General features: G+C 67.5%; 13 protein-coding genes and 1 pseudogene. 5 read left to right on the plus strand and 9 right to left on the minus strand.

Translation table 11 applies throughout. The features are described from left to right. Positions 1 to 122: 122 nt before the first annotated feature. The 5 genes from QP457_RS14810 to efp form a co-directional block, all read right to left on the minus strand. Positions 123 to 827, minus strand: a complete 705-nt coding sequence (locus tag QP457_RS14810) for a squalene/phytoene synthase family protein (protein ID WP_205404715.1) — start codon at positions 825 to 827, stop codon at positions 123 to 125. A gap of 11 nt (positions 828 to 838) precedes the next feature. Next, positions 839 to 1,534 (minus strand): phosphoglycolate phosphatase, encoded by a 696-nt coding sequence (locus tag QP457_RS14815; RefSeq protein ID WP_205404716.1) that lies wholly within the window; start codon positions 1,532 to 1,534, stop codon positions 839 to 841. After that, a complete protein-coding gene (gene ubiG, locus QP457_RS14820; RefSeq protein WP_033831579.1) occupies positions 1,531 to 2,247 on the minus strand; it encodes a bifunctional 2-polyprenyl-6-hydroxyphenol methylase/3-demethylubiquinol 3-O-methyltransferase UbiG in 717 nt (238 codons plus the stop codon). Before ubiG ends, QP457_RS14815 begins: the two co-directional genes overlap by 4 nt. Positions 2,248 to 2,273: 26 nt before the next feature. Then, positions 2,274 to 3,617 carry a TRZ/ATZ family hydrolase gene (locus tag QP457_RS14825; RefSeq protein ID WP_089236234.1) on the minus strand — a complete coding sequence of 448 codons (1,344 nt, stop codon included), beginning with the start codon at positions 3,615 to 3,617 and terminating at the stop codon, positions 2,274 to 2,276. Positions 3,618 to 3,836: 219 nt separating this feature from the next. Further along, the gene (gene efp, locus QP457_RS14830) at positions 3,837 to 4,403 is read right to left on the minus strand and encodes an elongation factor P (RefSeq protein ID WP_006379771.1); all 567 of its coding nucleotides are present in this window, start codon (positions 4,401 to 4,403) and stop codon (positions 3,837 to 3,839) included. A gap of 97 nt (positions 4,404 to 4,500) precedes the next feature. Between efp and epmB the strand changes: the two genes are divergently transcribed. Beyond that, the gene (epmB, locus tag QP457_RS14835) at positions 4,501 to 5,541 is read left to right on the plus strand and encodes an EF-P beta-lysylation protein EpmB (RefSeq protein WP_205404717.1); all 1,041 of its coding nucleotides are present in this window, start codon (positions 4,501 to 4,503) and stop codon (positions 5,539 to 5,541) included. A 69-nt stretch (positions 5,542 to 5,610) separates the two neighbouring features. On the opposite strand, the gene QP457_RS14840 is transcribed toward epmB, so the two are convergent. The 3 genes and pseudogenes from QP457_RS14840 to QP457_RS14850 form a co-directional block, all read right to left on the minus strand. Continuing rightward, positions 5,611 to 7,737: an EAL domain-containing protein gene (locus QP457_RS14840; protein ID WP_205404718.1), complete on the minus strand. Its 2,127-nt coding sequence runs from the start codon at positions 7,735 to 7,737 to the stop codon at positions 5,611 to 5,613. Beyond that, a pseudogene (locus QP457_RS21615) lies at positions 7,734 to 7,829 on the minus strand (metal-binding protein); the annotation flags it as partial. The gene QP457_RS14840 and the pseudogene QP457_RS21615, both read right to left, overlap by 4 nt. A 321-nt stretch (positions 7,830 to 8,150) precedes the next feature. Further along, a complete protein-coding gene (locus QP457_RS14850) occupies positions 8,151 to 8,921 on the minus strand; it encodes an RNA methyltransferase (protein WP_180166375.1) in 771 nt (256 codons plus the stop codon). Between the two features lie 119 nt (positions 8,922 to 9,040). Between QP457_RS14850 and QP457_RS14855 the strand changes: the two genes are divergently transcribed. Continuing rightward, positions 9,041 to 9,868 (plus strand): inositol monophosphatase family protein, encoded by an 828-nt coding sequence (locus QP457_RS14855; RefSeq protein ID WP_089236240.1) that lies wholly within the window; start codon positions 9,041 to 9,043, stop codon positions 9,866 to 9,868. 170 nt (positions 9,869 to 10,038) lie between these two features. Here QP457_RS14855 and htpX read toward each other — a convergent pair whose 3' ends face one another. Further along, positions 10,039 to 10,905, minus strand: coding sequence for a protease HtpX (gene htpX / locus QP457_RS14860; RefSeq protein WP_180166374.1), 867 nt, complete (start codon positions 10,903 to 10,905; stop codon positions 10,039 to 10,041). 93 nt (positions 10,906 to 10,998) lie between these two features. On the opposite strand from htpX, the gene gluQRS reads away from it, so the two are divergent. From gluQRS to phaR, 3 genes are all read left to right on the plus strand, one after another. Then, positions 10,999 to 11,919 carry a tRNA glutamyl-Q(34) synthetase GluQRS gene (gene gluQRS, locus QP457_RS14865; protein ID WP_205404719.1) on the plus strand — a complete coding sequence of 307 codons (921 nt, stop codon included), beginning with the start codon at positions 10,999 to 11,001 and terminating at the stop codon, positions 11,917 to 11,919. 17 nt (positions 11,920 to 11,936) lie between these two features. Then, positions 11,937 to 12,677, plus strand: coding sequence for an acetoacetyl-CoA reductase (gene phbB, locus QP457_RS14870; RefSeq protein WP_180166372.1), 741 nt, complete (start codon positions 11,937 to 11,939; stop codon positions 12,675 to 12,677). Positions 12,678 to 12,856: 179 nt separating this feature from the next. Beyond that, positions 12,857 to 13,402 carry a polyhydroxyalkanoate synthesis repressor PhaR gene (phaR, locus tag QP457_RS14875; protein WP_108265878.1) on the plus strand — a complete coding sequence of 182 codons (546 nt, stop codon included), beginning with the start codon at positions 12,857 to 12,859 and terminating at the stop codon, positions 13,400 to 13,402. The last annotated feature ends 13 nt before the right edge of the window (positions 13,403 to 13,415 follow it).

The raw sequence follows: 13,415 nt of genomic DNA on the forward strand, positions 1-13,415 counted from the left end.
TCCACGCATGGCGTGGATCTACTGCCGCCTCGGCGGTAGTGCTGACCGCTGGCCGGCAACCTCATGATGTTCAGCAACCTACCCGGATTGCCGGCCAGCGGCCGGCACTACAAGGCAATCGATCAGCCGCGCGCGGCCCACCACACGCGCAGCAACGTGCGCACCGGCGTCGCTTCAATCGGCTTGCCGGCGGCCTGCGCCGCCAGGCGGGCACGCGCCAGGCTCGACCACACGCGGCGCGCGCGCGGACCGGGCACACGGGCGCCCCACCCTTTCAACAGCTGCTGCGCCCAACGCTGCGCAGCGTTGCCGGCATCCTCGTCCAGCAGGCTGCGCGGCACGCCGGCCACACCAGCGTCCTGCAGGCGCTGGGCCAAGGTCTGCAGCAGCACTGCACGGCCAGCGCCCTTGCGCGGCGTGTCGGCAAACACCACCGCTTCGACCGCAGCCACTGCTTCGGCATAGTTGCCCAGTGCGCGCTCGGCAGCGGCAGCGTCCAGCGCGACGGTGCGCGCCTCGACCAGATCCGGCAGCGTGTCGGCCAGCTGCACCCACGGTGCCCGCACCGGCTCCAGCACGCGTCCCAGCGGATGCCGCGAACGCTGCGCGGCCCAGCTGCGCAGTTCCTCGCCCCACCAGGCCAGCTTGGCGTCGGCCGGCAGCGGGTCGCCACTGGTGTTGAGCATGTCATCGAATTCCTGCAGCAGCGCGAACCACGCCAGCGCCACAGGGCGCTGCGGTTCGGCCACGAACGGCTCAGCCACCGACCATTCCGGCCAGCGGCTGCGCCACTTGTCGAGGAAACTGTCCAGCGCGGTACTGCTCACTACGTTGTTCCTTACGGCTGGGCCGGGGTCGCCGGCCGGGTCGGCCAGAGGCTGGCCAGTTGCAGGAGTTCGGCGTTCTCGACCAGCACATCGGCCTGCCAGGCCAACGGGTCATCGCTGTGCAGGCGGTAGCCCCACAGTGCCGCCACCGACGGCATGCCGGCGGCACGCGCGGCGATGATGTCGCGCTCATCGTCGCCGACATACACGCAGTCTTCCGCTGCGATGCCGATCAGCTGCGCGGCGTGCAGCAGCGGCAACGGATGCGGCTTGCGCTCGGCCAGGGTGTCACCACCGACCAGCACCGCGCAGCGCTGCTGCCAGCCGTACTGCGGCACGATCAGCCGCGCCAGGTACTCGGGCTTGTTGGTGACGATGCCCCACACCGTACCGGCCGCGTCCAGCGCATCGAGCATGCCGGCGACGCCGTCGAACAACACGGCGTGCTGGCCGATCAAGGCTTCGTAGCGCTGCAGGAATTCCGGAATCAGCGCATCGCGCGCGGCCGCTTCCAGTTCTGGAAACGCGGCCGACACCATCGCCCGCGAGCCCTTGGACACCACCGGACGCAACTGCGCCGGATCGATCGGTGCGCGGCCACGCTCGGCCAGCATCACGTCAAGCGTGGCGACAAAATCCGGTGCGCTGTCCAGCAGGGTGCCGTCCAGGTCGAACAGCACCGCACGCGGAAATGCTGCGGCGGTCACGGCGCCTTGACCGCGTGGGCCAGGTAATTGATGTCGGTACGGCTGCTCAGGCGGGCGCGGTTGCGCCACGGCTCGTAGGCCATGCCGCTGACATCGGCCAGCTGCAGGTCGGCTTCGCGCAGCCAGCGCGCCAGCTCGGCCGGCTTGATGAATTCCTGGTAGTGGTGGGTGCCCTTGGGCAGCAGCCGCGCCACGTACTCGGCACCGACAATGGCCACTGCAAAGGCCGCGGCCGTGCGGTTGATGGTGGACAGGAACAGGTGGCCGCCCGGCTTCAGCAGGCGCTTGCAGGCCTCGATGATCGCGCCCGGATCGGGCACGTGCTCGAGCATTTCCATGCAGGTCACCACGTCGAAGCTGCCCGGCTGTTCGGCGGCGAGGTCTTCGGCGGCCTGTACCCGGTAGTCGACGCTGACACCACTTTCCAGTGCATGCAGGCGCGCGACCTTGACCAGCTCCGGCGCCAGGTCGATGGCAGTCACCTCGGCACCGGCCTGGGCCAGCGCTTCACTCAGCAGCCCGCCACCGCAACCGATGTCGAGCACGCGCGCACCACGCAGCGGCGCGCGGTCAGCAACGTACTGCAGGCGCACCGGATTCAGTGCGTGCAGCGGCTTCTGCGGGCCATCGGCGTCCCACCAGCGGTTGGCCAGCGCGGCGAACTTGTCCAGCTCGGCCTGATCGAAATTGGAAGAAGCGTGGGGGGCAGTCATGACGGTTGTCCTTGCGGCGCCTGTACTCAGGCGCGGATATGACGGATACGCTCGCGCCACTGGCGCGCGTTGGCGATGATGCCCGGCAGGTCCATGCCGACCAGCTCACGCTGCACCAGCTTGGGCTTGCCGGCGATCCAGACATCGCTGACCTGCTGGCGGCCGGTGGCGTACACCAGCTGCGACAGCACGTTGTGCAGCGGCTGGGTCTCCAGCGCGGACAGGTCGACGCAGACCAGGTCGGCCTGTTTGCCGACCTCGATCGAGCCGATGCGCTCGCCGAAGCCGAGCGCGCGGGCGCCACCCAGCGTGGACGCGCGCAACGTGGTCGCCGCGTCCAGCGCGGTGGCGTCGTCGGCCACGGCCTTGGCCAGGATCGCCGCGGTGCGGTTCTCGCTGAACATGTCCAGGTCGTTGTTGCTGGCGCAGCCGTCGGTACCGATGGCCAGGTTCACGCCAGCGCGCTGCAGGGCGCAGGCCGGGCAGAAACCGGAGGCCAGTTTCAGGTTCGATTCCGGGCAATGCACCACGCTGACGCCGCGCTCGGCGCACAGGTGGATCTCGGCCTCGGTCAGCTGGGTCATGTGCACCGCGATCAGGCGGTCGTTGACCAGGCCGAGGCGATCCAGCCGCGCCAGCGGACGCTGGCCGTGCAGCTTGATCGAATCGGTGATTTCCTGCGCGGTTTCATGGGTATGCAGGTGCACCTGCATGTCGAGCTGGTCGGACAGCATCCGCACCCGCTCGAAATTGGCATCGTTGACTGTGTACGGCGCATGCGGGGCGAACGCGGTGCCGATCAGCGGGTCGGTGCGCCACTGGTCGTGCAGTTCACCGGCCTTGGCGAAGTACTCGTCGTCGGTCTTGGCCCAGGCGGTGGGGAAATCGATGATCACCGCGCCGACCAGCGCGCGGAAGCCGTGCTTCTTGTAGACAGCGGCCTGCACGTCACCGAAGAAATAATTTTCGTTGGCGCAGGTGGTACCGCCACGCAGCATCTCGGCGATGGCAAGGGTAGTGCCGTCGGCCACGAACTCGGGGCCGATCACCGCCGCTTCCACCGGCCAGATGTGCTGCTGCAGCCAGGTCATCAGCGGCAGGTCGTCGGCGACGCCGCGCAGCAGGGTCATCGGGTTGTGCGTATGTGCGTTGACCAGGCCCGGCATCAGCGCGGCCTCGGGCCGGCTGACTACCTGGGTGGCGCGGAAGCGCGCACGCGCCTCGGCACGCGGCAGGATGGCCACGATCTCGCTGCCACGCACGGCAACGGCATGGTCTTCCAGCACCACCGCATGCGGCTCGATCGGAACGACATAACCGGCTTCGATCAGCAGATCGCAGGCTTCGGGGAGGTGCGGGCTATCGCTCATGCGGGCTCACTGGCTATGGGGGAAGGACCGTACGTAGCCTTGGCTCCGACCTGGCGACTGATCACCGGTCAAACGGCTACCGCTGAGCTTCTGGAAGGCAAGCCCCTGAGTCAGGGGCGGCCGCGAAGCGGCGGGGTGTGGGTGCTGGTGAGCGGGGGCCCACGATCCGCATGGCGGATCGTGGGAGCGCCAGCGCGAATGCGCCGGCGCATACCCGGATTACTTGACGCGCGAGGAGTACTCGCCCGAACGGGTGTCGACCTTGATGATTTCATCCTGGTTGACGAACAGCGGCACGCGCACCACGGCACCGGTTTCCAGGGTGGCCGGCTTGCCGCCGCCGCCCGAGGTGTCGCCACGGACGCCCGGGTCGGTCTCGGTGATCTTCAGTTCGACGAAGTTCGGCGGCTGCACGAAGATCGGCGAGCCATTGAACAGGGTGACGATGCAGGACTCTTCGCCCTTCAGCCACTTCTCGGCGCCGCCCATGCCGGCCTTGTCGGCCTGCACCTGCTCGAAGGTTTCCGGGTCCATGAAGTGCCAGTACTCGCCGTCGCTGTACATGTAGTCCATGTTGGTATCGACCACATCGGCCACTTCCACGTCGTCGGTCGCCTTCATGGTCATTTCGACCGTGCGGCCCGACTTGATGAAGCGATAGCGCACGCGGGTGAAGGCCTGGCCCTTGCCCGGCTTGATGAACTCGGTCTCGGAGATGACGGCCGGTTCATTGTTGACCAGGATCTTCATCCCGTTCTTGACATCGTTCATGCCCGCAGTGGCCATGCTCAAGCTCCTCAAATGGCGAAACCGCCGCGCGTGCGGCGAGCCGGATAGAATGGAAAGCCCACCGGAACCCCGGCGGGCAACTGTTTATGTGTCCATGATAACCGCAGGCCCCCTCTCCATGCAGCTTTCCGCCTTCCCCCGGACCCAGTCGCCAGGCGCGCCCGCGCGCTGGCAGCAGCTGTGGCGGCAGGCCCTGCGCGACCCGCAGACGCTGCTGGCCCGGCTGGATCTGGATGCCGCGGCGCTGGGTGTATCCGAGGCCGCCATCGCCCAGTTCGCGCTGCGCGTGCCGGAGGGTTTCGTCGCGCGCATGCGCCGTGGTGATGCCCACGATCCGCTGCTGCGGCAGGTGCTGCCGATCGACGCCGAGATGCGCCCGGCCCCCGGGTTCAGCTTCGACGCGGTGGGCGACGGTGCAGCAAAGAAGGCCACCGGGGTCATCCAGAAGTATCGTGGCCGGGCCCTGCTGGTGGCCACCGGCAGCTGCGCGATCAACTGCCGCTACTGTTTCCGCCGACATTTCGACTATGGCGCCGAAAATGCCGCCAAGGGGGGATGGCAGGAGGCGGTGGAGGCCATCGCTGCAGACCCGGACATCGATGAGGTGATCCTGTCCGGCGGCGACCCGCTGTCGCTGGCCACCCACAAGCTGGCCGAGCTGACCGATGCACTGCGCGGCATCGCGCATATCCGCAGGCTGCGCATCCACACGCGCCTGCCGATCGTGCTGCCCGAGCGGGTGGATGACGAGCTGCTGGCCTGGCTGGGCGACCTGCCCTGGCCGCTGGCGATCGTGGTCCACGCCAACCACGCCAATGAATTCGACGCCAGCGTCGATACCGCGATGGCCCGCCTGCGCGGCATCGGCGCCCAGCTGCTGAACCAGGCGGTACTGCTGCGCGGGGTCAACGACAGCGTGCAGGCGCTGCAGGACCTGAGCGAGCGCAGCTTCGCCGCCGGCGTGCTTCCCTATTACCTGCACCAGTTGGATAGGGTCGAGGGCGTGGCCCATTTCGAAGTGGACGACGTCCAGGCCAAGGCCCTGATTGCCGGGCTCACTGCGCGGCTGTCCGGCTATCTGGTACCCAAGCTGGTCCGCGAACTGCCCGGCGACCCGAGCAAGCGCCCGGTGTAACAGCAGGTCCACGCCATGCGTGGATGCTTCTGCCAGGAAAGCCCATCCACGCATGGCGTGGATCTACTGTCACACGCCCGCCTCGATCATCCGCACCACCTCGGTGGCAGTGACCGGGTGGCTCAACCTATAGCCCTGGCCCAGATCGCAGCCACGCTGGGCCAGCAGCTCGAACTGCGCCTCCTGCTCGATACCTTCGGCCACCACCGTGATGCCCAGTGCGTGGGCCATGGCGATGATCGCCGTGGTCAGGGCCAGATCGTCAGGGTCGCGCTGCATGTCGGCGACGAAACTCTTGTCGATCTTGACCCCGTCCACCGGCACCTGGCGCAGGTGGCTGAGACCGGAGAAGCCGGTACCGAAGTCGTCCAGCCACACCTTCACCCCCGCCCGGTGCAGACGGTCCAGCAGCTGCGCGGCCAGCATCTCATCGCCGATCACCGCCGTCTCGGTCAGCTCCAGGTGCAGCCGCGAGGCCGGCAGGCCCGACTCCTGCAGGCACTGCGCGACCAACGCCGGCAGCTCGCCACCGCGCAACTGCCGTGGCGACACATTGACCGAGACGAACAGCTCGTCGCCGGCCACGCCACTGGGCCACTGCACGGCTTCCATGCAGGCGGCACGCAGCACCTTCGGGCCGATGATCTCGATCAGGCCACTCTGCTCGGCAACCTCGATGAACACCGATGGCGGGATCGTGCCCAGCGTCGGGTGCTGCCAGCGCAGCAGCACTTCCACACCGACCATGCGGCGGTCGCGCATGCGGAAGATCGGCTGGTAGGCCAGCCGCAGCTCGCCGCGCTCCCAGGCGCCGCGCAGCTCCTGTTCCATGTGCACGCGGCGTTCGACAGCGTGATCCATGGCCCGGCTGTAGTAGCGGTAGCAGTTCTTGCCCGCCATCTTCGCCTGGTACATCGCGATGTCACCGTTCTTCAGCAGCGTTGTCGCATCCGCAGCGTCGTCAGGGAACAGGGTCACACCGATCGAAGTGCCCAGGAACAGTTCCCTGCCCTGCACCACCAGCGGCTTGCCCAGCTCGCGCACCAGCACTTCGGCCAGCAACCGCGCATTGGCCGCGACATCGCCATCGCCAACCAGGATCACGAATTCATCGCCGCCGAACCGCGCCAGCAATGCGTCATCGCCGCCGGCCTCGGTCACGGCACGGCCGATGCGCTGGGCGAACTGCAGCAGCGCCTCGTCGCCGGCCTCATGACCCAGCGTGTCGTTGACCCGCTTGAAATCATCGATATCGGCGAACAGCAGGCCCAACCGGTGATTGGACGCACGTGCGGCCATCAACCGGTGGTCCAGCGCCTCGCGGAATGCCAGCCGGTTAGTGAGCCCGGTCAACGCGTCGGTGTAGGCCATGCGCCGCACTTCGCGGTCGTGGCGGGCAATCGCATCACGCATGCGTGCAAAGCCGCGCACCAGTTCACCCACCTCGTCATCGCGGGTGTTTTCCCGCAGCGGCGCCTGGTAGTCGCCGGCTTCGATGCGCCGGGCAGCCGCGGCCAGATCGCGGATCGGCGCCACCAGCGTGCGCTGCACGTACAGGATCACCACCACGCCGATCACCACCAGCAGGCCCAGCATCAGCAGCAGCCAGCCCAGATGCCGGCTTCCCATCTGCTGCAGCCGCTCGTCGAGGGTCGCATTGGCCGCCTGCTCTCGCTGCAGCACTTCATCCAGCGCCATGCCGACGCGGACACCACCGATGCGCTGATTGCCCATCCTGATCGGCATCGCGTTGTCGAGCACCGTGGGCGATTGCTGCACCACCAGCGACTGGGCGGCAACCGCCCCGGCAGCCAGCGGATCGTTCATCGGCTGTCCGGATCCGGGCACCCCGGCCGAGCCGTCGTGGACCAGCCGCCCGCGGTCGTCGAACACCAGTACGTAGCGCACCACCGGCTGCCGCGAAATGCTGCGCACCAGCGCTCCAACCTGGTCCAGGTCGTTGTTGCGGAGCGGACCGGCAAGCGCATCGGACAGCTCGCGCACCATGGCCTCGCCACGGCTGCGCACGCTGCGGTCGAACAGTTCGTGGATGACGCCGTTGCTGAGCGACCTCACCTCGCCCTGCATCGCCGCCTGCCGCCCCAGCAGCACAGCCAGGATCGCCACCACCACCAGCATCGCCCCGCCCATCGCAAGCAGGAACCGGGCCTGCATCCCCGAGCCGAGCAACTTCATTCCACTTCCATCCGCACGCGCGTCAACCCTTGTTTCAATCCATCCAGCCACGGCTGCGCATGCGCGTCGACGCGGCGGAAACCGGAAGCCCCCAACACCTTCTCAAACGCACTCTGCACCCGCCGATAACAGACGACACGCGGCAGCACGCCGGACGCGCGGCCGAACGCCGGCGGCGCCGGTCCGGCAACCGCACGGTCCACACTGCCGAGCGCATGATCCTGCGTCATCGCGAGTCGCCCCTCTCCGCTGCCCAACGCCCCCATCGCCGACCCGGCGCAGCGCGCGCCGTCCCGGCCAGCAGGGCCAAGGCCAGGCTCAGCAGTTCCCCCTGCATTGCCCTACGCAGACCCGACACAAGCTTCATCCCCCAAGGGTATCCAGACAGACTACCCGAAAAAACGGGACTGTCGTCAGCTGTCCTTGCCGTTGTTCTGGGCCAGGCGCGCCATGCGCTGGGTATCGGCCAGGATCCCGCGCAGCAGGCGCACTTCCTGCTCGCTTGGCTCGCTGCGCAGGAACAGACGGCGCAGCTTGCGCATCGCCGACTCGGGCGCGCGCCCCTTGTGGAAATCGATCTCGTCCAGCGTCTCGCCGAGCTGGGCGAAGAAGCTCTCCATCTGATCGTGGCTGGCAGCCTGCTCACGGCTGTCCGGCTCGGTCGCGGCCACGGGCTGTGCGCCCAGCAGCTGCATGCGCACTTCATAGGCCAGCACCTGCACCGCGGCCGCCAGGTTGAGCGAGCTGAACTCAGGATCGGACGGAATGTGCACTGCGGCATGGCACAGCTGCAGCTCCTCGTTGGTCAGGCCGGTACGCTCACGGCCGAACACCAGCGCCACCTCGGCGCCTTCGCCGGCCTTGGCCACTGCGCGGGCGGCGGCATCGGCCGGCAGGAACTCCTCCAGCTGGACCCGGCGCGCACGTGCGGTGCAGCCCAGCACGAACCGGCAGTCGGCCACGGCTTCGGCCAGGGTGGCCACCACCGGTGCGTCGCCGAGCACGTCCTCGGCACCGGCCGAGCGCCGGAAGGCCTCTTCATCAAGCGGCTTCTCCGGTGCTACCAGGACCAGGCGGGCCAGGCCCATGGTCTTCAGGGCACGGGCGGCGGCGCCCATGTTGCCGGGGTGTTGGGTCCCGACCAGGACGAATCGGAGGCGGGTGGCGGCAGGAAACTGGGACATGAACAGGGAAAATGTCGAGCTGGACGAAGACCAATGGTAAACTGTGCGGCCGGCCACTGCGCCGGACCCGCTCTTTTCCCCGCCAGCCCTTCTCTTCTGCCCTTCCGGGAGCCCATGCCATGCAGAAACCCGCCGTAACCGTCATGGTCAAGGCCGCCCGCCTCGCCGGCAACGTCCTCTTGCGCAACATCAACAAGCTCGAGGCACTGAATGTAGTCCAGAAGGGCCGCATGGACTACGCGAGCGAAGTCGATGCGGACGCGGAAAAGGTGATCGTCAAGGAACTCAAGCGCGCTTACCCCGAGTACGGCATCTTCGGTGAAGAAGGTGGCGTGCAGAGCGAGCGTCGCCACATGTGGGTCATCGACCCGCTGGACGGCACCAGCAACTACCTGCGCGGCGTACCGCACTACTGCGTGTCGATCGCCCTGGTCGAGAACGGCGAGCCGACCGACGCGGTGATCTTCGACCCGCTGCGCAACGAGCTGTTCACTGCCAGCCGCGGCGCCGGCGCCGTGCTCAACGACCGCCGCATCCGCGTGGCCGACCGCAAGGATCTGGAAGGCACCATGATCCACACCGGTTTCGCCCCGCGCGAGCGCGCACGCGCCAGTGCGCAGCTGAAGTCGGTGGACGCCCTGCTGGTGCACGCCGAGGACATCCGCCGCTCGGGTTCGGCCGCGCTGGACCTGGCCTATGTGGCCTGTGGCCGCGCCGACGCCTACTTCGAGGCCGGCGTGAAGGCCTGGGACATCGCCGCCGGCGTGCTGCTGGTGCGCGAGGCCGGTGGCAAGGTCTGCGACTTCAAGGGCGCGACCCCGGCCCGCATGGACAACCGCGGCCCGGACACCCAGCAGATCGTGGCCGGCAACCTGAAGGTGGCCGAGTCGCTGCAGAAGGTGCTGGTGAACACGGGCTACGCCGCCGAGTTCGACGCGAAGTTCTGATTTTCTGCGTAAAGCGGTTCATGGAGACGGCACCTGCGAAGGTGCCGTTTTCGTTTGCGCGCCCACGCATCGGTAGCGCCGGGCTCGCCCGGCGCCAGCAATGCCTCCCCGCAAACAAAAACGCCCGGCGCGAGGCCAGGCGTTCCTGCATCTCCATCGGAAGCCAGAGCTTACGCCGCGGTTGACGCCCGCAGCGCGGCAATGCGCTCTTCCAGCGGCGGATGGCTCATGAACAGCTTCTTCGCCGTCGAACCGGCAATACCGAACGCGGCGATCTGCGTCGGCAAGGTGCTCTGGCCGTGGTTGAGCTGCAGGCGCTCCAGCGCCGAGATCATCTTCTGACGACCCGCCAGCGATGCACCGCCGGCATCGGCACGGAACTCGCGGTGGCGCGAGAACCACATCGAGATCATCGTGGCGAACAGGCCGAACACCATCTCCAGCACGAATACGATGATGTAGTAGGCAAAGCCACGGCCGCCGCCTTCGCGGTTGCCGGACAGCGCGCTGTCGATCACGCCGCCGACCACGCGGGCCAGCACGATCACGAAGGTGTTCAGCACGCCCTGCAGCAGAGCCATGGTGATCATGTCACCGTTGGCGACGTGGGCGATCTCGTGGCCGAGCACGGCTTCGGCTTCGTCCTCGCTCATGTTGTGCAGCAGGCCGGTGGACACCGCCACCAGCGCGTTGTTGCGGTTCGCACCGGTGGCGAACGCGTTGATCTCCGGGCCGTCATACACCGCCACTTCCGGCATGCCGATACCGGCCGCCTTGGCCTGTCGTTCGACAGTGGCCAGCAGCCAGCGCTCGGTCTGGTTGCGCGGCTCGGTGATCACCACCGCACCGGTGGAGCGCTTGGCCATCCACTTGGACAGCAGCAGCGAGATGAGGGAGCCACCGAAACCGAAGATCGCGGCCATGACCAGCAGGCCACTCATCTGGTTCGAATTGACCCCCAGCAGCGACATCACGATGCTGGCGAGGATCAGGACCGCGAGATTGGTCGCCAGGAACAGGGCAATGCGGGTAAACATGGGAAATTCCGGCTTGGAAGGGGTTGATATCCGTCAATTTGCGGTGCGGTCAGCTTGAATTCAAGCGCCAACCTGACCGACGATTCAGCCTGCATGACCTCCAACCTTCCCTGCGGCCGTTTCGCGCCCTCGCCCACCGGCCTGCTTCATCCCGGCTCCCTGCTTGCCGCCTTCGGCAGCTGGCTGCTCGCGCGCCACCATGGCGGCCTGTGGCGGTTGCGCATCGAGGACGTCGACCCACCCCGCACGGTGGCCGGCGCGGCACAGGCGCAACTGCAGACCCTGGCCGCGTTCGGCCTGGCCCACGACGGGCCGGTGATCTGGCAAAGCGCGCGCGGCGACGCTTATCAGACTGCGCTGGACCGCCTGCTGGCCGATGGCCACGCCTTTGTCTGCCACTGCAGCCGCAGCGATCTGGCCGCCAATGGCGGCATCCATCACCACTGCGTTGCGCGGCAGCCACGAGCGGACCCGGCCGTCCGCTTCCGGGTACCTGCGGGCAGCGTGGTGCATTTCGAGGATGGCCTGCGCGGCCGGCAACAACAGGATGTCCACGCCGAGGTGGGCGACTTCGTATTGCGCCGCGCCGACGGCTGCTGGGCCTACCAGTTGGCGGTGGTCGTCGACGATGCCGCGCAGGGCGTGAACGAGGTCGTGCGCGGCGCCGACCTGCTCGATTCCACCGCCCGGCAGATCCTGCTGCAGCAGGCGCTGGACCTGCCGACGCCGCGCTACTGGCACCTGCCGCTGCTGCTGGATGCACCGGGCCACAAACTGTCCAAGTCACTGGCCGCGCTGCCGGTGGAAGCCCGCGAGCCGGTACCGGTGCTGCGCCGGTTGTGGGAACTACTGGGCCAGCTGAGCACCGCACTGGAAGGCATCGACGAGCGGGATGCGCTGTTGGCCACCGCGCAGCGCAGCTTCGACCCCGGCCTGCTGCCGCGCGCGGACATCCTGCTGCCGGCGGGCGCACTTTCCGCGCCGATGTTGCAGAATCCCCCTTCCCCCACCTGATATCCGGACAGCTTTCCATGACATCTCGCGTCGCACTGGTCACCGGCGGAACCGGCGGCATCGGTACCGCCATCTGCCAACGCCTGGCCGACCAGGGCCACCGCGTCGCCACCAACTACCGTGACGAGGCCAAGGCCCGAGCCTGGCAGCAGACGATGACCGAACGCGGCTACCAGGTGTCGATCTTCCCGGGCGATGTCTCCGACTCGGCCAGCGCCGAAGCCCTGATCCGTGCGGTCGAAGCCGAACTGGGCCCGGTCGAGATCCTGGTCAACAACGCCGGCATCACCCGCGACACCACCTTCCACCGCATGCGCGCGGAGCAGTGGCACGATGTGATCAACACCAACCTCAATTCGGTGTTCAACGTCACCCGCCCGGTCATCGAAGGCATGCGTCGACGCGGCTGGGGCCGGGTCATCCAGATCAGCTCGATCAACGGCCTGAAGGGCCAGTACGGCCAGGCCAACTACGCCGCCGCCAAGGCCGGCATGCACGGCTTCACCATCTCGCTGGCGCGCGAGAATGCAGGCTTCGGCATCACCGTGAACACCATCTCGCCCGGCTATGTGGCCACCGACATGGTGATGGCGGTGCCCGAGGAAGTGCGCGCCAAGATCATCGCCGACATCCCGACGGGGCGCCTGGGCAAACCGGAAGAAATCGCCTATGGCGTGTCCTTCCTGGTAGCCGAAGAGGCCTCCTGGATCACCGGCAGCAACCTCGACATCAACGGCGGCCACCACATGGGCTGGTAAACGGCGCCAACATCGAAGGTTCCTGTGCTGCACCCTGCCGTTGGTCATGCTGCGCAGCACGCAAAGCCTTGTTGCGCAACATTCCGGCGACGGAAAACCAAGCCTGGCGGGGGCTGGGGCGGTTGCAACCGCTGCTGCACTGCGCCATGCTGCGCGTCTACTGTGACGAGTACCGCTTCATGGCTGCGACCCGCATCATCAAGAAGTATCCGAACCGCCGTCTGTACGACACCGAGATCTCCAGCTACATCACCATCGAGGACGTGCGCCAGCTGATCCTCGACGGCGAAGACTTCGAAGTCCGTGACGCCAAGAGCGGCGACGACCTGACCCGATCGGTCCTGCTGCAGATCATCGCCGACCAGGAGCAGGACGGTGAACCGATGCTTTCCACCCAGCTGCTGAGCCAGCTGATCCGCTTCTACGGCGATTCCCTGCAGGGCTTCATGGGCAACTACCTGGAGCGCAGCATGCAGGTCTTCCTCGACCAGCAGCAGCAGTTCCGCCAGCAGATGGGCAACCTGCTGGGGCAGACGCCGTGGGCGATGATGAACCAGCTGACCGAGCGCAACCTGGAGCTGTGGCAGGAATTCCAGCGCAACATGGGCAGCGGTTTCGGTGGCCCGCGTCCCGGTGGCACCGGAACGGGCACCGGCACCGGCACGGCCGGCAAGCCGAGCGAGCCGACCGGCGGCACCGGTACCGGCGGCAAGACCCGCCGCTGAGGCAACCGCCCCG

Source organism: Stenotrophomonas sp. As-7 (assembly GCF_030291015.1).
GTDB classification, from domain to species: domain Bacteria; phylum Pseudomonadota; class Gammaproteobacteria; order Xanthomonadales; family Xanthomonadaceae; genus Stenotrophomonas; species Stenotrophomonas lactitubi.